This is a genomic window from Phaeobacter sp. G2 (assembly GCA_025163595.1).
Lineage (GTDB): Bacteria > Pseudomonadota > Alphaproteobacteria > Rhodobacterales > Rhodobacteraceae > Pseudophaeobacter.
Window position 1 is genome coordinate 298,263 of record CP104100.1, and the last position, 21,063, is coordinate 319,325.

The 21,063-nt window shown below is 60.1% G+C and carries 18 protein-coding genes; 11 read left to right on the top strand and 7 right to left on the bottom strand.

Annotated features, from left to right (window positions below):
* Window positions 1-60: 60 nt before the first annotated feature.
* The 4 genes from N1037_01460 to N1037_01475 all read right to left on the bottom strand — a co-directional run bounded on the left by N1037_01460 (window position 61) and on the right by N1037_01475 (window position 4,750).
* On the bottom strand, window positions 61-1,089 hold the full coding sequence (locus N1037_01460) for a DNA polymerase III subunit delta (protein UWS79714.1): 1,029 nt from the start codon (window positions 1,087-1,089) through the stop codon (window positions 61-63).
* Window positions 1,086-1,610, bottom strand: coding sequence for an LPS assembly lipoprotein LptE (gene lptE / locus N1037_01465; GenBank protein UWS79715.1), 525 nt, complete (start codon window positions 1,608-1,610; stop codon window positions 1,086-1,088). Before lptE ends, N1037_01460 begins: the two co-directional genes overlap by 4 nt.
* Window positions 1,597-4,164 carry a leucine--tRNA ligase gene (leuS, locus tag N1037_01470; protein ID UWS79716.1) on the bottom strand — a complete coding sequence of 856 codons (2,568 nt, stop codon included), beginning with the start codon at window positions 4,162-4,164 and terminating at the stop codon, window positions 1,597-1,599. The genes lptE and leuS overlap by 14 nt, the downstream gene beginning before the upstream one ends.
* A 97-nt stretch (window positions 4,165-4,261) precedes the next feature.
* Window positions 4,262-4,750: a DUF3576 domain-containing protein gene (locus tag N1037_01475; protein UWS79717.1), complete on the bottom strand. Its 489-nt coding sequence runs from the start codon at window positions 4,748-4,750 to the stop codon at window positions 4,262-4,264.
* Window positions 4,751-5,143: 393 nt separating this feature from the next.
* On the opposite strand from N1037_01475, the gene N1037_01480 reads away from it, so the two are divergent.
* Together N1037_01480 and N1037_01485 are read left to right on the top strand one after the other, a co-directional pair.
* On the top strand, window positions 5,144-6,256 hold the full coding sequence (locus N1037_01480; GenBank protein ID UWS79718.1) for a porin: 1,113 nt from the start codon (window positions 5,144-5,146) through the stop codon (window positions 6,254-6,256).
* Between the two features lie 121 nt (window positions 6,257-6,377).
* Window positions 6,378-7,040, top strand: a complete 663-nt coding sequence (locus N1037_01485) for a YggS family pyridoxal phosphate-dependent enzyme (GenBank protein UWS79719.1) — start codon at window positions 6,378-6,380, stop codon at window positions 7,038-7,040.
* A gap of 6 nt (window positions 7,041-7,046) precedes the next feature.
* Here N1037_01485 and N1037_01490 read toward each other — a convergent pair whose 3' ends face one another.
* Window positions 7,047-7,568: a L,D-transpeptidase family protein gene (locus tag N1037_01490; GenBank protein ID UWS79720.1), complete on the bottom strand. Its 522-nt coding sequence runs from the start codon at window positions 7,566-7,568 to the stop codon at window positions 7,047-7,049.
* Entirely contained in the window at window positions 7,565-8,653 is a 1,089-nt protein-coding gene (gene ribA, locus N1037_01495) for a GTP cyclohydrolase II (GenBank protein ID UWS79721.1), read from the bottom strand. The genes N1037_01490 and ribA overlap by 4 nt, the downstream gene beginning before the upstream one ends.
* A gap of 186 nt (window positions 8,654-8,839) precedes the next feature.
* On the opposite strand from ribA, the gene N1037_01500 reads away from it, so the two are divergent.
* The 5 genes from N1037_01500 to N1037_01520 all read left to right on the top strand — a co-directional run bounded on the left by N1037_01500 (window position 8,840) and on the right by N1037_01520 (window position 12,568).
* Window positions 8,840-9,526, top strand: coding sequence for a response regulator transcription factor (locus N1037_01500; protein UWS79722.1), 687 nt, complete (start codon window positions 8,840-8,842; stop codon window positions 9,524-9,526).
* Window positions 9,527-9,749: 223 nt separating this feature from the next.
* Window positions 9,750-10,538 carry an exodeoxyribonuclease III gene (locus N1037_01505; GenBank protein ID UWS79723.1) on the top strand — a complete coding sequence of 263 codons (789 nt, stop codon included), beginning with the start codon at window positions 9,750-9,752 and terminating at the stop codon, window positions 10,536-10,538.
* A 240-nt stretch (window positions 10,539-10,778) separates the two neighbouring features.
* Window positions 10,779-11,711, top strand: a complete 933-nt coding sequence (locus N1037_01510; protein UWS79724.1) for a tetratricopeptide repeat protein — start codon at window positions 10,779-10,781, stop codon at window positions 11,709-11,711.
* A 27-nt stretch (window positions 11,712-11,738) separates the two neighbouring features.
* Complete coding sequence (locus N1037_01515) at window positions 11,739-12,383, top strand: LON peptidase substrate-binding domain-containing protein (GenBank protein ID UWS79725.1); 645 nt, start codon at window positions 11,739-11,741, stop codon at window positions 12,381-12,383.
* Window positions 12,380-12,568, top strand: a complete 189-nt coding sequence (locus N1037_01520) for a Trm112 family protein (GenBank protein UWS79726.1) — start codon at window positions 12,380-12,382, stop codon at window positions 12,566-12,568. Before N1037_01515 ends, N1037_01520 begins: the two co-directional genes overlap by 4 nt.
* Before the next feature lie 410 nt (window positions 12,569-12,978).
* Here N1037_01520 and N1037_01525 read toward each other — a convergent pair whose 3' ends face one another.
* The gene (locus N1037_01525) at window positions 12,979-14,205 is read right to left on the bottom strand and encodes an FAD-dependent monooxygenase (protein ID UWS79727.1); all 1,227 of its coding nucleotides are present in this window, start codon (window positions 14,203-14,205) and stop codon (window positions 12,979-12,981) included.
* A gap of 154 nt (window positions 14,206-14,359) precedes the next feature.
* Between N1037_01525 and N1037_01530 the strand changes: the two genes are divergently transcribed.
* The 4 genes from N1037_01530 to N1037_01545 all read left to right on the top strand — a co-directional run bounded on the left by N1037_01530 (window position 14,360) and on the right by N1037_01545 (window position 20,950).
* The gene (locus N1037_01530) at window positions 14,360-15,694 is read left to right on the top strand and encodes an amidase family protein (GenBank protein UWS79728.1); all 1,335 of its coding nucleotides are present in this window, start codon (window positions 14,360-14,362) and stop codon (window positions 15,692-15,694) included.
* 142 nt (window positions 15,695-15,836) lie between these two features.
* Window positions 15,837-17,021, top strand: coding sequence for an aminotransferase class I/II-fold pyridoxal phosphate-dependent enzyme (locus N1037_01535; GenBank protein ID UWS79729.1), 1,185 nt, complete (start codon window positions 15,837-15,839; stop codon window positions 17,019-17,021).
* A gap of 112 nt (window positions 17,022-17,133) precedes the next feature.
* Window positions 17,134-20,247, top strand: coding sequence for a DNA translocase FtsK 4TM domain-containing protein (locus N1037_01540; protein ID UWS79730.1), 3,114 nt, complete (start codon window positions 17,134-17,136; stop codon window positions 20,245-20,247).
* 100 nt (window positions 20,248-20,347) lie between these two features.
* A complete protein-coding gene (locus N1037_01545) occupies window positions 20,348-20,950 on the top strand; it encodes an outer membrane lipoprotein carrier protein LolA (protein ID UWS79731.1) in 603 nt (200 codons plus the stop codon).
* The last annotated feature ends 113 nt before the right edge of the window (window positions 20,951-21,063 follow it).

Genomic DNA, 21,063 nt, shown 5'->3' on the forward strand with positions numbered 1-21,063 from the left:
ATGAAGCCTGGGGGCGAGAGGTCAAGGCTGGAAAGGACATGTGACGCAGCGCGTACAGCCTTAGCGGGCGCGGCCCAGCATCGACAGCCGGATCAGCGCACGTTCCATCAGCGCCAGGGCCGGCGCGGTTTGCCCGGCTGAGCGCAGCATAAGGTCGGTGTCTGTCAGGATTGTCAGGCCCCGTTGCAACCGATCGGCGCCCCAGTTTTGCGCCTGGCGCAACACCCTGTCGCGGCGCTTGCCATAGAGCGGCGGCCGTAAGCGGCCAATACCCTGCGCCGGACCGCCGGGATCGGCGGCAACAGTGTAAAGCGTGCGAAAATGCCGGGTGGCGCCAATACACAGTGTTACTGCATTGGTGCCTTGCGACTGTAATCTACTGATCAAGGGGCCAATTTCGGCGGTGCGCCCCTCGGCCACCACGTTGAGCACATCATCCAAGGCCGCCTCGGTGGACTGTGGTGCCACCGCCTGGATATCCTCCAGTGACAAAGGCGCAGTGTCGCCGTGTTTATAAAGCGACAGCTTATCGATCATCCGGGAGAAATCCCCGGGGCCAATGTCATTGGCAATATCGGTCAGCGCCAGCATGCTGTCATTTGGCACATCGCGGATCTGCGCCGCCCCCAGGATACGCTCAATCTCAGCCCGCGAGGGGGGATCGTCATAGATACCGGTGGCATAGGCATTTGAGTGGCTTTCAAACCCCTTGCGCAGCTTTGAGGTGGCTTTGAGCTGGCCGGCGGTGACGATAATCTGCGCGTCTCCCGGCTGCCATTCTTCGAGTGCGGCCAGGATCGCCGGGGCAGCGGTGTCGTTGGCCTCTTCCACAAAAACGGCGCGGGCGCCGGGGAAAAAGCCGACCGCCTTGACCGCATCCAACAACTGCGCGGGGTCTTTGCGCAGCTCGCTGCCCGGCATCCGGGCAAGGCGCATTTCTTCATCTGCGCCAGGCCCCAGCAGGGCCGCGAGCATCTGCTGGCGCTTTAGCGCTACCCGCATGGCATCGGCACCATAGATCAGCAGCCCGGTCTTGGAGGGATCCGGGCGTTGGCAATAGGCGTCGGTGTCACGCGGCGAAAGCTTCATTCGGCGGCTGTGGGGGCCAGATCCGCTGAGGCCAGCAGGCGGGCAGAGATCTGATCCGCCAGAATGCGCATCAGGCGCTTATAGGCGTCGCGCTCCCCGGCAAGGGTTTCAACGGTTGAGCCAGTGGCAGAATAGCCGGTGAAGTTGGTCTCACTGCCGCTGGCCACCACCACCCCATCCGATTTTCGCGTCAGGCTGTAGCCCGCAGCGCCGATGATCGAATAGCGGGTGATCGAGTTGTCAGCGGTGATCGCCTGGCCGTCGGTTCTGGTGGTCAGGGTCAGGTCAAGTTGGTAGGCGCCACTGCTGGCGCGTCCCAGACGCTGTTCCAGATCCCGCACCAGGAAATAGGCATTCTTGTCGCCAGTCGAATCGGGCAGGTCAGGAAAGGTGATTTCCACCTCCCCATAAAGCGCATCCCCGGTGCCCCCCGGTGCATGCACCGGGGTAAAGCCACAGGCACTGACCACCACAGAGGCGGCCAGCGTTAAGATCAGCAAAGACTGTTTAAGCAACGACATTGACGATACGACCCGGCACCACGATGACCTTTTTCGGGGCGCCGCCATTCAGCGCCTTTTGTACAGCTTCGTGTGCCAGGGCGATTTTTTCAACCTCTGCTTTGTCGAGATCAGCCGCCACGGTGATTTCCCCACGGCGTTTGCCATTGATCTGGATCGGCAGGGTGACGCTGGCCTCGACCAGCATCGCCTCATCCGCAACCGGCCAGGGCGCTGTGGTGACCAGACCGGCCCCGCCCTGGTGAGCCCAGATGTCTTCGGCAAGGTGCGGCACCATGGGGGACATCAGCTGCGCCAGCACCATGATGGCCTGTTTCTGTGCCGCTTGCCCCGCCTTCGATTTGGCCAGGGTATTGGTGAAGCCATAAAGCCGCGCGATGGAGGCGTTAAAGCCAAAGCTTTCAATGCCCAGGGTCACGTCACGGATGGTTTTATGCATCTCACGCAGCAGGTCTTCGTCGCCTTGGCCCGCTGTTCCGGGCTCCATCGCGGCAATCTTGTCGCAGAGATTCCAGACCCGGTTGAGGTGCTTGTAGGAGGCCTCGGCGCCGGAGGCGGTCCATTCCACGTCCCGTTCGGGGGGCGAATCGGAAAGGACAAACCAACGCGCAGTGTCGGCGCCGTAGGAGGAGATGATCGACAGCGGATCGACGACGTTGTTCTTAGACTTCGACATCTTGGCCGACGGGATGATTTTCACCTCGGCGCCGCTCTCTTTCAGGAAGGCGCCACCGTCGCGCAGCTCCACCTCTTCGGGGTAGTGGTAGACCGGCCGGCCATTGGCTCCCGTGCTTTGATAGATCGCATGGGTCACCATGCCCTGGGTGAACAGCGCGTCAAAGGGCTCTTCGCAGCCATCCGGCAGGTGGCCGCAGATCTTCATCGCGCGGGAAAAGAACCGGGCATAAAGCAGGTGCAGAATCGCATGTTCGACGCCGCCGATATACTGATCCACATTCATCCAGTATTCGGCCTCGGGCAGAATCGTGGGTGTTTTGGCATGTGGCGCGGTGAAACGGGAGAAATACCAGGAGGAGTCCACAAAGGTGTCCATGGTATCGGTTTCGCGCCGGGCCGGTTTGCCACAGGCGGGGCAGGCACAATCGCGCCAGCTGGGGTGACGATCCAGCGGGTTGCCCGGCACCGAGAAATCAATCGCCTTGCCGTCTTCGTCATAGGGCAGGGCGATGGGCAGGTTTTCTTTCTTTTCCGGTACCACGCCGCAATCGGCGCAATGCACTACGGGAATCGGGCAGCCCCAATAGCGCTGACGCGACAGGCCCCAGTCGCGCAGGCGGTATTTGGTGACGCCCTCGCCCCAACCGGCCTTTTCGGCAAAATCAACGGTGGTGTTGATGGCTTCTTCGCCGGTGGCCTCGGTGAGACCGGCAAAATGATCAACCCAGCGGACTTTTTCCGATTTCGCAGGCACCAAGGCCTCGTTTGCAACCGGTGTTGCGTCTTCCAATGTGAAGAAGGCGTTTTTCACCGGCAGGTCGTATTTGCGGCAGAAATCCAGGTCGCGCTGGTCATGTGCTGGGCAGGCAAAGATGGCGCCGGTGCCGTAATCCATCAGGATGAAATTGGCGATCCAGACCGGCAGTTCCCAGTCCGGGTTCAGCGGATGTTTCACCCGGATGCCGGTGTCGTAGCCCAGCTTTTCCGCGGTCTCGATGGCCTCTTCGGTGGTGCCGCCCTTGCGGCATTGTGCAACAAATTCAGCTACTTCAGCGGACTTCGCTTCGAGCTCTTTGGCAATGGGGTGATCGGGTGAGATACCGACAAAGGAAGCGCCCATCAGGGTGTCGGGGCGAGTGGTGTAGACGTCAATCGGGTCACCGCCTTCTGTGCGCTCAAAGCCAAACTGCAGACCGCGGGATTTTCCGATCCAGTTCTCCTGCATCAGGCGCACCTTGGCGGGCCAGTTGTCCAGCCCGTCCAGCGCCGAGAGCAGCTCTTCGGAATAGTCAGAGATCTTGAAGAACCACTGGGTCAGCTCGCGCCGTTCCACAAGCGCGCCCGAACGCCAGCCACGGCCGCCTTCGACCTGTTCGTTGGCCAGAACGGTCATATCAACCGGATCCCAGTTCACCACAGCGTTTTTGCGGTAGACCAACCCCTTGTCGAGGAAATCCAGGAACAGTGCCTGTTGCTGGCCGTAGTAATCTTCGTCACAGGTGGCAAATTCACGCGACCAGTCGAGCGACAGGCCCAGGGGCTTCATCTGCTCTTTCATCGCGTCGATATTGGCGTAGGTCCAGTCCTTGGGGTGGCCACCGCTGGCCATTGCAGCGTTTTCTGCGGGCATGCCAAAGGCATCCCAGCCCATTGGGTGCAATACGTTATGTCCGGTGGACATCTTGTAGCGCGCCACCACGTCGCCCATGGTGTAGTTGCGCACATGACCCATGTGCAGCTTCCCCGATGGGTAGGGGAACATCTCGAGCACATAGTATTTCTCTTTGCCAGGTATGCGTTTGGCCTCAAAAATACCGGCCTCATCCCAGGCCTTTTGCCATTTTTCTTCGATTTTGGTGGCAGCGTAGCGCGACATCACGACAGGTCCTTTAAGAATGAAAACGCCGGGTGGTGACCCGGCGCATGTAATACTGTTGTTTTGATCTCTGTTCCAGAGCCGTCGTCGCGGCCTGTCAGAGGTTCTTGTCAGCGATGCGCAACTGGCGGGCGCGTGACAGGATTGCGTCCTCGACGGCGCGGGTGGTCGATGCGCTGACAGGGCGGCCGCCCTTTGCCTGCAGCGAGACATTCAGTGATCGCGCGTCCAGGGCCGGGTCTTTGATGTGAACCGTGGCGCGATAGGAGCGGCCGCTGCCAGGAGGTGTGCCATAGCCGGTTACGATGACGCCGGTGAAGGGGTCAACCGATTGCACTGGCAGGAATTCCAGCACATCCAGGGTGGCATTCCACAGGTAGCGGTTCACCTGGACCTTCTGATCCGGCGTGCCGCCGAACAGATCCCAGATCGATGACTTGCTGCTTTGGGCAGTATCAATGTCATTGTTGAACTCTTGGGGGGCTGTCCCACGGGGACCGGTTCTGTCAGAGCGCCCGCCACAGGCTGCTAATCCAAGGCACACAACTCCGATAAGAGTTGTCTTTACTATCTTATGCAGTGTCATCGTCACTCCCGGCGCCAGTATCTTGCCGCACTCCTACCGTATCGACGGGTTGCGGAGCAAGGGGTTTAGCGATCTGCGCCAGCTTCCAGCGAATCGTGTGGGCGGACAGTTATATATGGGGCACAGCGAATTACGGGCAGTCTGGTTATCATGGGAGCTGCGCGGATTGTTGTTGATTAACGCGCTGCACAGAGAGCAAATCAGGCGGATTCAGAGGGGTAAGAGCCGGGGCAGGCTCGAGACTGTGGCAAAGCTGCACCATCCGAAAGAGCAATGCTGGCTGGCAGTTGGGCCGCTCTTGCCAAAACGGGGGTGAAAAAGCGAAACCCCTTGTCATACCCACACCGGATTCCCCGGTTTGGGCATCAGAATTGAAAACCGAGGGAAAAATCGATGAAAAAGGTTCTCTTCGCGACTACCGCGCTGATCGCCACTGCCGGCATGGCAGCTGCTGACGTCCGTCTGTCCGGTTACGGCCGCTTTGGTCTGGACTACAACTCCGCCAACGAGCGTGTTGCTGGCGTTTCCGAAACCAACATCACCAGCCGTCTGCGTCTGCAGGTCGACATGTCCACCGAATCTGACGGCGGCATTGGCTTCAACGCTCGCGTTCGTATGCAGTCCGAAAGCCGTGACGGCAACCCAGGTCAAAGTGCTCCTGGTGGCGACAATGGCTTCAACGGCGCACGTTTTGGCGTGACCTACGGCGGCCTGGCTGTCAACGTTGGCAACATCATCGGTGCTGTTGAAAACGCACCTGGTCTGTATGTAACTGGCGCTCGTTCCGCTGGTACAGGCATCGACGGCCAAGGCTTCCACTCGCTGGCCATCAAATCTTCTAGCTTCTCCGCTGCTTCCATCGCAGCCGGTACAGCTGGTTCCGTTGGCACTGGCTTTAACTGGGATGCATATTCCTCCGACGGCATGGGCGCAAACGGCATCGAAGCTCTGTACTCGGTTGGTGGTTTCACTGGCCACATCTCCTACAGCCAGCGTAACGGTGGTCTCGTTCTGGGTGAAGCAAACGGCGAACAGCGCACCGCAGTCATGGTGACATACTCGTTCTCCGATTACTATGTCACCGCTGCTTACCAAGCTGCTGACAACACTGCCACCTACACAACTTCCGGCGGTGTCGTTATCGACGCAAACGATGGCCTGTACTTCATCGCTGCTGGTGGTGACTTCGGTCAGTTCGGTGCAAAAATCGCTTACGGTTCCACCGACGTTGCTGACTCCGTTACCCTGGAAGGTAGCATGGACATCGGCGCAGCTTCCAACCTGGTTCTCTGGGTGAACAACTCCGACGTTGACGCAGCTCTGCTGGCTGATACCACCGTTACCGGTGCAACCACTGTTGGTGCAAACGCTCGCGCAACCGACGGCACCTCCTTCGGCATCAACTACCAGTACGACCTGGGTGGCGGCGCTACCTTTGTTGCTGGCTATGTTGACGAAGCAGACGACGACAACTCGTTCCAGGCTGGTGTATACTTCAGCTTCTAAGCTGAACTTACGCTTAGCGTGAATTGGGGGCGGGCTCTTAACAGAGCTCGCCCTTTTCGTTTGGCTCTTAACATTTGCCGCCAAACAGTGTTGTTCTGGCGTCAAAACCGGAGGACGCTAAATGTCGCTGCAAGAAATAAAAAACCGTATCACCGCGGCAGAGGTTGCTGCAGATCGTCCCGCAGGATCGGTGACGCTGATTGCGGTGTCCAAGGTCCAGCCAAATACACGGGTGGCAGCGGTGCTAGACGAAGGTCAGCGCTGCTTTGGTGAAAACCGGGTGCAAGAGGCCCTGGGCAAATGGCCAGATTTTTCCCAAACCTATAGCGGGCTGGATCTGCATCTGATTGGCCCCTTGCAAAGCAACAAGGCGCGTCAGGCGATGGAGCTGTTCAACGCCATTCATACGCTGGATCGCCCAAAGCTGGCCAAAAGTATCGCACGGCTGGCGCAGGAGCTGGGCCACTGCCCTGATCTGTTCATTCAGGTCAATACCGGAGCCGAACCACAAAAGGCAGGCATCCTGCCGGAGGAGGCCGATGCCTTTGTCGCCGAGTGCCGTGGGCTGGATCTACCGGTCAAAGGCCTGATGTGTATCCCGCCGGTAGATGAGGCCGCAGCCGATCATTTCACCCAGCTGGCAGAAATTGCCGCCCGCAATGGGCTGGCGGGGCTGTCCATGGGAATGAGCGGCGATTTCGAGCAGGCCATCGCCCATGGGGCAACCCATGTGCGGGTTGGCTCAGCCATCTTTGGCGCCCGCGCTTATGATACGCAAGCCTGACCGAGCCTAAGCCAGATCTGGGACAATCACCCGGCTGCCCGGCTCTACGCGGGCGGCCAACCACTGTAGATCACGCCGATCAAAGGCGATGCAGCCCTCGGTCGGATATCCCGGACGGCGCCATTGGTGGATAAATATGGCAGAGCCCTTGCCGGGGGTGGCATTGGGCCAGTTCCAATCCAGTATCAGCACCAGATCATACAAAGGGTCGGCCCGGCGCAGGTGCTCGTGGCTGAATCCATAAGGCGCTGTGATCAGGGTGTTGTAGTGGCTGTCGTGACTGTCATCCGACCACAGATCACCGGGGCCAATCGGCCGGGCCCAGGCATTTGGTCTGGCCATGCGGTCCGGGCGGTACAGCATCCCGACAATGTGGTGCAGCCCGGTTGGCGTGGCCCCGTCGCCTTCGCGCTTGTTGCGCGAGATGCCGCCCTTGCCGATGCTGCAGGGCAACAGCCGTCCGGCAAAGCGCAGACCGCGCTTGGTCAGCACCAGATCGGCTGCAGAATAGGGCGGTGTGGTGGTCACAACATGTGACCCGATTTGGCGGCCTTGGTGGCCAGATACTGCGCGTTGAAGGCATTTTCGCCAACTTTAAGCGCCACCCGCTCGGTGACCTTGATGCCGGTTTTTTCCATCATCGCGATCTTGTTTGGGTTGTTGGTCAACAGACGCACCTGGGAAAACCCCAGCTCATTCAGAATGGCAGAGCCAAGGCGGAAATCGCGTTCGTCATCTTCAAAGCCCAGGCGATGGTTGGCTTCCACCGTGTCAAACCCTTGATCTTGCAGGGAATAGGCGCGCATCTTGTTGGCCAGACCAATGCCGCGCCCCTCTTGATTGAGGTAAAGCAACACGCCGCTGCCCGTCGCCCCCATCTGCGCCAGCGCCGCGTTGAGCTGCGGGCCGCAGTCGCATTTCAGCGATCCCAGAACATCGCCAGTGAAACAGGCCGAATGCAGCCGTGCCAGAACTGGCTGGTGTCGGTCAGGCCGGCCCACTTCGATGGCGTAGTGTTCTTCGGCGCCATCTTCGGGGCGAAACACATGCAGCCGACCAGCCTCGGCAGCCTGCATCGGCAGGCGGGCGGCAGCGACGGCATGCAGCGGCGAGCTTTGGCTCATCAGCGGTTCAGCGGCAGCCTGCGGCAACAGGGTGAGCCCATGGCTGACGGCAAACTGCGCGCCACTCTCCAGCGGCACCAACAATGCAGCGGGCAGCAGCCGCGCCGATTTCACTAGAGCAATGGCCAGACGGTGCAGGGTGGCGGAGCCCTCACGGGCGCTGACCAGGGGGCCTTTCATCGGCGCCTTCAGATCATCCGCGGGATCTGCCAGCGCCTGGATCCAGCCCAGATCTGCTGCCTCTGGCAGGTGGATGCGGGCGGTATCGCCATCATAGGCGCGGGCCTTCAGGGTCTCGGCGCGGCGTGCGGTCAGGGCCAGGGTGGCCTCTCCCAGCGCCTGCATTTCGGTCAAGCGGTCCTGTGACAGGCTCTCGGCGGCGATCGCTAGGGCGGCTTGCCCCTCCTCAATCAGGACGACTGGCAGCCCCATGCGCAGATCTACCCGCGCGCGGGCCAAGAGTTCGATCATGGTGGGCATCAGGCTCATGCGGCAAATCCAGCATTGGGTGACATAAATACCGGCCTTTCCTAGGCTCAATTTCAACAGAAGTGAAATAATTCCTTTGCTACGGACACGACGGCGTGAATGTTTTGCAGCATATCTTGTCCTTTGCAGGGGGGAGGCGCATCTGTCAGTCACGCAAACAGGATCTAGAGGCGGGAGACCAGAACCATGGCGCAACTGAAGAAAATTCTACTGGTGGATGATGACGAGGATCTGCGCGAGGCTCTGAGTGAACAGCTGATTATGACCGAGGACTTTGATGTCTTTGAGGCCGAAAATGGCCAAGGCGCCATGGAGCGCGTGAAAGAGGCGCTGTATGATCTGGTGATCCTGGATGTGGGCTTGCCCGACACCGATGGTCGTGAGCTGTGCCGCCTGATGCGCAAGCAAGGCGTCAAGGCGCCGATCCTGATGCTGACAGGCCATGACAGCGATTCAGACACCATTCTGGGACTGGATGCCGGTGCCAATGACTATGTCTCGAAACCTTTCAAATTTCCGGTGCTATTGGCGCGTATCCGCGCCCAATTGCGCCAGCATGAACAATCCGAAGATGCGGTTTTTGTGCTTGGGCCCTATACGTTCAAGCCGGCGATGAAGATGTTGCTGACCGAGGATGAGCGCAAGATCCGGCTGACCGAGAAAGAGACCAATATCCTGAAATTCCTCTATCGCTCCACCGATGGGGTGGTGGCGCGGGATGTGCTGCTGCATGAGGTCTGGGGCTATAACGCCGGTGTCACCACGCATACCTTGGAAACCCATATCTATCGGCTGCGCCAAAAGATCGAACCGGATCCCTCCAATGCCCGTATCCTGGTAACGGAATCCGGTGGCTATCGTCTGATCAGCTAGCGCCTGTCTTTTTTCCCTCATCCCGCGCATGTCCGGGTTATGATGTGCACCTCCCTGTTGGACTGGGCCGGGCTTTATGCCCGGCCTTTTTTTTGCGGCTTTTGGCTCTGTGCGTCCCCCAGGGGGGGCAAACTGGATTTCATAAAATCCCGTCTCTGCTCTCTTCTCCGGTTAGCAGCACTGTGATAGCGAGTGGCATACCCCTGCCAATCGGAGCATCTACATGGCTTTTTCCCTTGCGACCTGGAACATTAACTCTGTCCGCCTGCGCGAAGAGCTGGTGCAAAAACTTTTGCGCGAGGAAGGCCCGGATGTGCTGTGTCTGCAGGAGTGTAAAAGCCCGGTGGACAAGATCCCGACACAGGGTTTTGCCGATTTGGGCTACCCCTATATGGTTGCACGTGGGCAGAAGGGATATAACGGCGTCGCCATTTTATCGCGCTTGCCCATCGTGGAAGCCGGGGCTGAGGATTTTGCCAATCTCGGCCATGCGCGCCATATCGCGGGGCGGCTGGAAAATGGCGTGACCGTGCATAATTTCTATGTGCCTGCAGGCGGGGACAAGCCTGACCGGGAAGTGAATGAGAAATTTGGTCAGAAGCTGGATTACCTGAGCGAGATGCGGGACTGGTTTAAGGCGGAGAAGCCTGAAAAATCCATTTTGGTTGGCGATCTCAATATCGCGCCGCGCGAAGATGACGTCTGGGACCACAAGAAAATGCTGAAGATCGTCAGCCACACGCCGGTGGAGGTGGATCTGCTGGCAGAGGTGCAGGAGGCAGGAGGCTGGGCCGATGTGACCCGCGCGGATATTCCTGAGGGGCTGCTGTATAGCTGGTGGAGCTACCGGGCCAAGGATTGGGACGCGGCTGACAAAGGGCGCCGTTTGGATCACGTCTGGGCCACCGGGGACATTCGTCAGGCAGCGCATTCCAGCCGGGTTCTGCGCGCCGCCCGGGGCTGGGAAAAACCCAGTGACCACGCGCCGGTTTTTGCCACCTTTGATCTGTAACATTCTTGAGGAACGGGGGGGGCTCCCGCCCGTCGTTTGGGCATCACAGATGCCCGCCTCCCGTTGGGCCCGGCGCCGCGCCAGGGCGCGGCGCGGGTGCGCTGTGTTGAGGTCGGACACCAAGCGTCTTAGGCTGGCGAGAAATGACAGTGGGACCAGGGCGGAGAGAACTCCACTCTTGGTTTCTGTGTTCCAGCGCTCCATATAGGGGCCAAGCTTCAAACGGAGAAGATTGAGACAATGGATATTATTGGCGGAGCGGGCACCGCAGCCCCCGCAGGTGATGTAATCAAGGACGTCGGTGAGGCGACCTTTATGCAGGATGTGATCGAGGCCTCGATGCAGGCGCCGGTCATCGTTGATTTCTGGGCGCCCTGGTGTGGTCCTTGCAAGACGCTTGGACCCGCCTTGGAGGCGGTTGTGACCAAGGCCAAGGGCGCGGTCACCATGGCCAAGGTAAATGTCGATGAAAACCAGCGCCTGGCCCAGGCTTTGTCGCAGCAGGGGTTGCCGCTGCAATCGATCCCAACTGTGGTTGCCTTTGTGGAAGGGCGCCCCATTGATATGTTTCAGGGCAATGTGCCGCCGAGCGAAATCGAAGCCTTTGTCAACAAGGCTATCGAGGCGGGTGGTGGCAGTGCTGACGGTGGCCTGAGCGAAGCCCTGGACGTTGCCGAGCAAATGCTGGCAGATGGTGACGTCGCGGATGCGGCGCAGACCTTTGCAGCAATTATTGGCGAAGATGACAAAAGCGCCGCGGCCTATGGTGGTCTGGCGCGGGCGCATATCGCGCTGGAAGATCTGGACCAGGCCGAAGCGGTTCTGAATGGCGCCCCGGCAGAGATTGCCGATGCTGCCGAGATCGAGGCGGCGCGGGCGCAGATCGAACTCGCGCGACAGGCGGAAAACGCCGGCCCCGTTGCCGAACTGGCAGCCAAAGTTGAGGCCAGCCCAGAGGATCTGGACGCGCGCTTTGAATTGGCGCAGGCGCTGCATGCCGCGGGCGATGCCGAGGCGGCGGTGACTGAGCTGCTGGAGCTGTTCCGCCGTGATCGTGAGTGGAACGACGGCGCTGCCAAGGCGCAGCTTTTCACTATCTTTGACGCGCTGCAGCCCAATGATCCGGTGGTTTTGAACGGTCGCCGCAAGCTGAGCTCATTGATATTTGCCTAATTGGGTCTCTGCCCTACAGTAATAGCCATGATGCATATCGCAGATCTGCCGGACACTATTGCTGTCTTTCCACTGCCCCGGGCGATTTTATTGCCCCGGGCCCGCCTGCCGTTGCATATCTTTGAACCGCGCTATTTGCAGATGTTCGAAGATGCGCTGAAGACCCCGGAGCGCCTGATTGGCATGATCCAGCCCTGCGCAGGCTCTGGGGATGCTGAGGCGCTGCAGGCCATTGGCTGCGCTGGCCGGGTGACGCAGTTCTCCGAGACCGAAGATGGCCGCTACATGGTCACCCTGTCGGGCCTGTCCAGGTTTCGTATTCTGGGTGAAGTCAGCGGCTTTAGCCCCTACCGGCGCTGTGACGTCAGCTGGACCGGGTTTGACCGCGATCTTGGCACTGCTGCTGAGACGGATACCGAGTTTGACCGTGCCGGTTTTCTGGCTTTGCTGGAACGGCTCTTTGTGGCCCAGGGGCTGTCAACGGATTGGGATTCTCTGAAAGAGGCCGAAGATGAGCTGCTGATCAACTCCCTGTCGATGTTGTTGGAGTTCGAGCCAGAAGACAAACAGGCCTTGCTAGAGGCGCCTTGCCTTGCCACAAGGCGAAAAACTCTGGTGACATTGATCGAGTTTTCCCTAAGGGGCGGCGCAGATGAGGATATCTTGCAATGAGTGATACAAAACCGGTGACCTTTGATCGCCGCATGTTGGAGGCTTTGGTGTGTCCACAAACCCAAGGCACTCTGGAGTATGACGCTGAGGCGCAGGAATTGCTGTCCAGAGCGGCCAATCTGGCCTTTCCAATCCGCAATGGCATTCCGGTTATGCTGGCGGATGAAGCCCGCGCCATTGAGTAGGCCTACAGCAGCTCTTTCCTGTTGTTCTCGGCTAGATCGCTCTGGTCGTTCTGTTCTGGGATGAGTTCTGTCGTTTGAAAACTGCCTTGGTTCAGGTTGTAGCAAACGCGGCTGTTGCATGGTTTAGCAGAAAAAAAGGGGGGGCTTCCGCGCCCGCAGGTGCCCCTTTGGGGCGCCTTGGCGGCCTTGGGCCCGGGCTGTGCTTACGCACAGCGAGCGCGCAGTTTGGACCGTTGAGGCTTTTGACGATCTATCGGCGGTGGTGTCGGCGGTCAGGGTGGCTTTTAGCAATACCTGTAATACCCGCGATGCCGCGCCTTGCCGTTAGGCAAGGCGCTGGGCCCAACCAGATCGCAACACCGCAGGTGTTGACGCAATGGGCGGGAGCCCCCCCTTGCCGGGGCGGGACGTCAAATGGCTTCACCTTTGAGCAGACGCGGCAAATCACCGGTCAGCCCGGCAGCCTCGCGCATGAAACCACGTCTCAGACCGGGCAGGCTGTTAACCAGCCCCATCCCCAGATCCCGGCCAAGGCGCAGCAGTGGGTTGTCATTGGAAAACAGTTTGTTGACCATATCCGTGCCGGCAACAAGCGTGGCTGTATCAAAGCGGCGCCACTGCTGATAGCGGTCCAGCACCAGCGAGGATCCGGCATCTTCGCCACGCCGCCGGGCCTCGGTCAGCACCTCCGCCAGGGCACCAACATCGCGTAGCCCTGCGTTCAATCCCTGCCCGGCAATGGGGTGCATGCCATGGGCCGCATCGCCAATCAGCGCCATCCGGGCGCCAGTAAAACTATTGGCGATGGTCAGGTTCAGCGGATAGGTAAAGCGTTTGCCTGCCAGGGAAATCTCGCCGAGGAAATTGCCAAATCGCGGCTTTAGCGCGGTGATATAATCGCTGTCATCCAGCCCCTGGATCGCCTCGGCCATCTCGGTCTTTTCGCTCCAGACAATCGAAGAGCGATTGCCCGGCAGCGGTAAGACCGCCAGTGGGCCGGGTTCCATAAAGAACTGATGGGCAATGCCGTGGTGCGGCTTTTCGTGATCAATGGCGCAGACCAGTGCGGTCTGGCCGTAGTCCCAGCCTGTACGCTTGATCCCGGCGCGCGCGGCGGTGCCGCTTTTGCGCCCATCCGCCCCCACCAGAATGCCGCCGCGCAGGGTGTCACCACTTGCCAAAGTCAAGGTAACGCCGGTCTGGTCCGTGTCTTGGGCCACCACGCGGGCACCGTTGATCAGGGAAATGCGGGGCTCCTCCTCCAGCGCCTTGAGCAAAGCGCGGCGCAGATAGCGATCTTCCAACATATAGCCCATCGGGCCTTCTTCGATCTCGCGGTGATCAAAATGCACAAAAAACGGCGCCGCCCCTTCGCCGGCGTGGCCATCGCTGGCCTTGATTTCCAGCATTGGTTGGGCCTGCTCGGCCACCTGCGGCCAGATGCCGATCTGCGCCAGCAACCGCTGTGAGGCCAGGGCCAGGGCATAGCCGCGGCCGTCAAAGCCTTCATCCTCAAACCCACCGCGTGGCAGGGCGTCGACAACGGTGACGCTATGGCCGGTTTGTGCCAGGGCCAAAGCCAGGGCGGGGCCGTTCAAGCCGCCACCAACGATCAAGATATCGGATGTGTTTTTCATAGCTCGCAATATGCGCCGATTGACGGAATTGTCCATGGCAGTGGATCAAAAGCAGGCAATTCTCAGCCGCTTTGTGGGCTCGTTTCGTCTCTTCGGGATTGTACCAGTTTGAGCAGAGGGCTACCGTCCTGAAAAATCAAACGGAGGGATGGCAATGCAGGACTGGCTAAAGATGAGCGCCGCAGATCTGGGGCGGGGAATTGCAGCACAAGAGATTGATCCTGTTGCTTTGGCGCAGTGCTATCTGGCGGCCATCGACAGCCACCCGCATCGCGATCGCATATACAGCACTGTGACCCCTGAGCGCGCTCTGGCCGAGGCCGAGGCCGCAGCCGAGCGGGCCCGGGCGGGGCTGCGCCGCTCCCCGCTTGATGGGGTGCCGATCAGCTGGAAGGACCTGTTTGATTCGGCGGGGGCCGGGACCGAGGCGGGCTCGGCGCTGCTCAAAGGCCGGGTGCCGGATCAGGATGCCTTGGTTCTGGAAGTTGCGACCTCCATGGGGGCTGTGTGTCTGGGCAAAACCCATATGAGCGAGCTGGCCTTTTCCGGGCTGGGGCTCAATCCGGTGACAGCAACGCCGCCCTGTGTCAACGATGAGGCGGCAGTGCCGGGGGGCTCGTCCTCTGGCGCCGCAGCCTCGGTTGCTTTTGGTCTGGCGGCAGGGGCCATTGGCTCTGATACCGGGGGGTCGGTGCGCATTCCCTCGGCTTGGAACGATCTGGTGGGGCTGAAAACCACCGCCGGGCGGATTAGCCTCGAAGGGGTGGTGCCGTTGTGTCTGAAGTTTGACACCATCGGCCCGCTGGTGCGCTCGGTTGAGGATGCGGGCCTGTTTTTGGGGTTGCTTGAGGGCACGGCTGGCCCCGATCTGCGTGGCGCGACGGGTCTTGAGGGGCGCCGATTTGCGGATCTGCAAACGATTGCGCAGGATGATCTAGATCCTGTAGTCGCCCAAAGCTACGCGGATGCGCTGCTAAAACTGCAGCAGGCGGGCGCCGAGATTGTGCCGCTGGAAGTGCCCGAACTGGTTGAGCCCATGGGGCTCAGCGCTATCTTGTTCACCACCGAGGCCTATGGGCTGTGGAAAGAGGTGATCGAGGCCAGCCCCGAGGTGATGTTTGACAAGATCCTGGAGCGTTTCCGCTCTGGCGCAGGCTTCTCCGGGCCTGACTACGTTGCCGCCTGGGGGCGGCTGGAACAGGCCCGCATGGCCTGGGATCAGGCCACGGCTGGCTTTGATGGCGTCCTGTCCCCCAGCTGCCCGATTCTGCCGCCCAATCTGGCGCGTTTGGAGCAGGAGGAGGACTACTATGTACAGGCCAATCTGCTGACGCTGCGCAATACCCGCATAGGCAACCTGATGGGCACCTGCGGGCTGAGCCTGCCTACGGGCACCCCCAGTTGTGGTTTGCAGGTCCTTGGCCAACCCAACTGTGAGGAGGCTTTGCTGCGGGTTGGCATGGGGATCGAAGCTGCCCTGGCAGTTTAACCCCGGGGCAGCCAATCGCCAAAGTCTGGCCGGAATGCCACAAATTTGCCCAAGGCCGCATCCTGCGGCTGGACGCATTGGCTCTTGCTCTGTAATTTGACTGCAAACGGGGCGCGAATGATCCCGAATTCGAGGCACAGCTATGAATTTCCCTGACCGGTTTGCGAACCTGCCAGCCTATGCGTTTCCGCGTCTGCGGGCGCTTTTGGACCATCACGCGCCTGGCGGCGATGTGGTGCATATGACCATTGGCGAGCCGAAACACCAATTCCCGCAATGGGTGACGGATGTCATCGTTGAAAACGCCGCTGGCTTTAACAGCTATCCGCCCAACGATGGCTCTGATGGTCTGCGTGGCGCGATGGCGGGCTGGATTTCCAACCGCTACGGCGTGACCATGGACCCGGCGACACAGATTATGGCGCTGAATGGCACCCGCGAGGGGCTGTATAATGCTGCCATGGCGCTGTGTCCTGAGACAAAGAATGGCGAAACACCGGCGATTTTGATCCCGAACCCGTTTTATCAGGTCTACATGGTGGCCAGCCTATCAGTCGCGGCTGAACCTGTGTTCCTGTCGGCCACAGCTGCGACAGGCCATCTGCCAGATTATGAGAGCCTGCCGGTTGAGCTGCTGCAGCGCACAGCGATTACCTATATTTGCTCTCCCGCCAACCCCCAGGGCGCGGTGGCGGATCGCGCCTATTGGCAGCGGCTGATCGCCCTGGCCGAAAAACATGATTTCTGTATTTTCGCCGATGAATGCTACAGCGAGATTTACCGCGATGCGCCACCGCTTGGGGCGCTGACCGTGGCGCAGGAGATGGGCGCGGATCCCGAGCGGGTGGTGCTGTTCAATTCGCTCTCCAAACGTTCAAACCTGCCGGGGCTGCGCTCTGGGTTGATTGCCAGCGGGCCGGAGAATATCAAACGGATCAAGCAGCTGCGGGCCTATTCCGGGGCACCGCTGCCGGGACCGTTGCAGGCTGCCGCGGCAAAGGTCTGGGCGGATGAGGCCCATGTGGTGGAAAACCGGGCGCTTTATGTTGAGAAATACGCCATTGCAGATGAGGTCTTTGCCGGGTTGGACGGGTACGTCTCTCCCCATGCCGGGTTTTTCCTGTGGCTGCCGGTTGCGGATGGAGAAGACGCCGCGCTGAAGCTGTGGCAGCAGACTGGCGTGCGGGTCTTGCCGGGGGCCTATCTGGCTCAGGGCAGTGGTGACGAAAACCCCGGTAAAGGCTATATCCGGGTGGCGCTGGTGGCCGCGCCTGAGGTGACACGGGAGGCGCTGAGTAAGCTGCGGCGCTGTCTCTACGACGACTGAATGACTGCGATTGCCTGCCAGAGCGGGGGCATCGCCAATACAAAAGACAAACCGATGATCCGATCCTGTGGTACAATTCAGGGCACATCGGCAACAATGAACCGAGGTAGGCATGGCATTTCAAACCCGCAGCAGGGACCCCCTGCTTGACAGTTCGATGCAGGCGGCGATCGAAAAGCGTGGCAAGGAGCTGATTGGAATCTTTCTGATCGCGCTTGGCTTGCTTGTGGCTGCAATGGTTGGTTCCTACACCCCGGATGATCCCAACTGGATGGTCTCTACCGATGCGCCGGTGCAGAATTGGATGGGGCGCCCTGGGGCCTCGATTGCGGCACCGCTGTTCCTGATTGTGGGCTGGGCTGCCTGGAGCCTGGCGCTGACGCCACTGGCCTGGGGGCTGCGTTTTTTGTTCCACAGTGGCGAAGAGCGCGTGCTTGGCCGGATGATCTTTGCGCCGGTTTTGTTGGCGGTGGCCTCGATCTATGCGGCGACGCTGGTGCCCGACGCCGATTGGAAAACCACCCATAGCTTTGGGCTGGGTGGGCTGTTTGGCGATACCGTGATGGGGGCCTTGCTGACGCTTTTGCCGGTGAGTTCGCATTTTGCGGTGAAATTGATGTCGCTGCTGATGGCCATTGGCATGTTGTCCCTTGGCGCCTTTGTGGCTGGGTTCAGCCGCGGGGAGATCAACCGCGCCGGTCGCTATCTGACCTTGGGCTTTGTGCTGATCTACGGTGGCATTGCCAGCCTGCTGGGGCGCGGCGCTACCAGCGGTTTTCGGGCGGCGATGACCCTGCGCGAACAGCGGCGTGCCGCCAAATTGCAGGCCGAAGAAGAGGCCTGGATCGTCGAGGACACTGACGCGCAGATGTTTGAGAGCTATCCCCAGGGCGGTGATGCTGAGGCGGGGATCGGTGACGATGATTTTGTGGTGGAAAAACCCGAAAAAACCAGCCTGTTTTCCCGTGTGCCAGGGCTGATGCGCCGGTCTGACCCAGATGATATCCCAGATCAGATGCCGGAACCTGAGCTGGTTGAGAATGCACAATCTGGGGAATCCCTGCTGTCGGGCGACGCGCGTATTTCGGAAAAGATCGCCAGCGCGGTGCGCATTCGCCGCGCGGCCACCCAGGCAGCTGCGAGCAATGACGCAGATCTGCCCCTGACCAAGGGGCGCGGCAAGCGGGCGGAGCCTTTGCTGTTCAATCCCAATGCTGCCACGAATGGCCTGCCCCCCGAGCCGCCGTTGACCGCCACCCCCGCCATTCCCGCAGCACCGGGCGCTACAGCATCGATGGCGGCATTTGTGCCCTCTGCCCCAGAGCTGCAGGCGGAACAGGGCTATGACGCGGCACCTGTTGAAACCGGACCTGCAGATACCGGACCTGAGTATGCAGAGCCCACAGCAGACCATGCCGAAGCTGAGACCGCGACAATGGAGCCAAGCGCGGTGATGGGGATGTCCTCTGAATTGGCGCCGGACCGGGTTGTTTCAGAAGAACTGCCCGCCGGCCGGGTCATCAACCGTGAATTTGGCGCGCCCGCAAACCCCGCTGCGGCACAGCAGGCACCAGAGCCGGTGGAATATGACATTCCCGTTGCCACCCCGCGCAAGGCGGTGGTCGAGCAGCCGCAGCGCAAGCCGGTCCAGCCTTCGACCCGGGCCAAGGCCGAGGCGCAGCCTGGTCTGGCCTTTGAAGACAGTGCATCGGACTTTGAACTGCCGCCGCTGTCGTTGCTCAGCCATCCCAGTGGGGTCGAACGGCACCATCTGAGCGATGAAGCCCTGGAAGAAAATGCCCGGATGCTGGAAGTGGTTCTGGATGACTACGGCGTCAAAGGTGAGATCGTCTCGGTGCGCCCCGGTCCTGTTGTCACCATGTATGAGCTGGAACCCGCGCCGGGTCTCAAGGCGTCGCGTGTGATTGGTCTGTCCGATGATATCGCGCGATCCATGTCGGCGCTGTCGGCGCGGGTGTCTACCGTGCCTGGGCGCACTGTCATCGGCATTGAGCTGCCCAATGAAAAGCGCGAGATGGTGAACTTCCGAGAAATCCTGTCGAGCCGCGATTATGGCGATGGCACGCAGAACCTGCCGCTGGCGCTGGGCAAGGATATTGGCGGCTCCTCGATGGTGGCCGATCTGGCCAAGATGCCCCACTTGCTGATCGCGGGGACCACGGGCTCTGGTAAATCGGTGGCCATCAACACCATGATCCTGTCGCTGCTGTATAAGCTGTCACCGGATGAATGCCGCCTGATTATGATCGACCCCAAGATGCTGGAACTGTCTGTCTATGATGGCATTCCCCATCTTTTGTCGCCGGTTGTGACCGATCCCAAAAAGGCGGTTGTCGCCCTGAAATGGGTGGTGGGCGAGATGGAAGATCGCTACCGCAAGATGTCCAAGATGGGCGTGCGCAACATCGCCGGCTACAATGGACGCGTAAAAGAAGCCCTGGAAAAGGGCGAAATGTTCAGCCGCACCGTGCAGACCGGGTTTGACGATGACACCGGCGAACCCGTGTTCGAGACCGATGAATTCGCCCCCGAAGCGCTGCCCTATATCGTGGTCATCGTCGATGAGATGGCGGATCTGATGATGGTTGCCGGCAAAGAGATCGAGGCCTGTATCCAGCGTCTGGCGCAGATGGCGCGGGCCTCTGGAATCCACCTGATCATGGCCACCCAGCGCCCGTCGGTGGATGTGATCACCGGCACCATCAAGGCCAACTTCCCCACCCGGATTTCTTTCCAGGTGACCTCGAAAATCGACAGCCGTACGATCCTGGGCGAGATGGGTGCCGAGCAGCTGTTGGGCATGGGCGACATGCTTTATATGGCGGGCGGCGCCAAAATCACCCGCTGCCATGGGCCCTTTGTGTCGGATGAAGAGGTCGAAGAGGTGGTGAACCACCTGAAACAGTTTGGCCCGCCGGAGTATATGGGCGGTGTGGTCGAGGGGCCGGATGACGACAAGGCCGAAAACATTGACGCGGTTCTGGGGCTGAATACCGGTGGCAACACCACCGGCGAGGATGCGCTTTATGATTCCGCAGTGCAGATCGTGATCAAGGACCGCAAATGTTCGACCTCCTATATTCAGCGCAAGCTGGCCATCGGCTATAACAAAGCCGCGCGCCTGGTGGAGCAGATGGAGGACGAGGGTCTGGTCTCTCCGGCCAACCACGTGGGCAAACGGGAAATCCTGGTGCCGGAGCAGTAAGGCTGGGTGAAAATCGGCTTTCCCAATCAAGAAACCGCGAGGTCGGCCCGCAAGCGGGGCGGCCTCTTTTCTTTTCCGCTCCAAGGATTATTTAACGCATATGAAAAAACTTCTTTGTATCTTGGCGCTGGGCGTCACAGCGTCGCTGTCCGGCACCCTGGCCTGGGCTGACGAAAAGCTGAGCCTGGATGAGATTTCCGGCTATCTGAACGAGATGAAGACCGCCACGGCGAGCTTTACCCAGATCAATGATGATGGGTCGCTGACCACCGGCAAGCTCTATCTGCACCGTCCGGGCCGGATGCGGTTTGAATATGATGGGACCGATGGTGGCACAGTTGTGGCCGGCGCAGGCGCGGTGCGCATTCACGACCCCAAATCCAATCAACCGCCCGAAACCTTCCCACTACGCCGCACTCCGCTGTCGATCATTCTGGCCAAGCGGGTCAATCTGGATCAGGCCAATATGGTTGTCGGCCACGGCTTTGACGGCACCTCGACTGTGGTACAGGCGCAGGACCCGGAAAACCCGGACTACGGCAGTCTGGAGCTGATGTTCACGGATGCGCCGGTGGAGCTGCGCAAATGGGTGGTACATGACGGGGCCGGGGGCAAGACCACCGTGATCCTTGGTGCGCTGGAAACCGGGATGCGCCTGCCCTCAACCCTGTTCAGCGCCGGTGGCGGTGGCAATTCACCCTAGAAACACCAAAGAATGGCCAGGTGAGGCAGAGTGGATATTGCCTTGCGGCGGAAATTCTACATGGGGTCTGCCGACCTCTCTTTAGATCGTCTTAAGTATTTGATGTGTCTCTC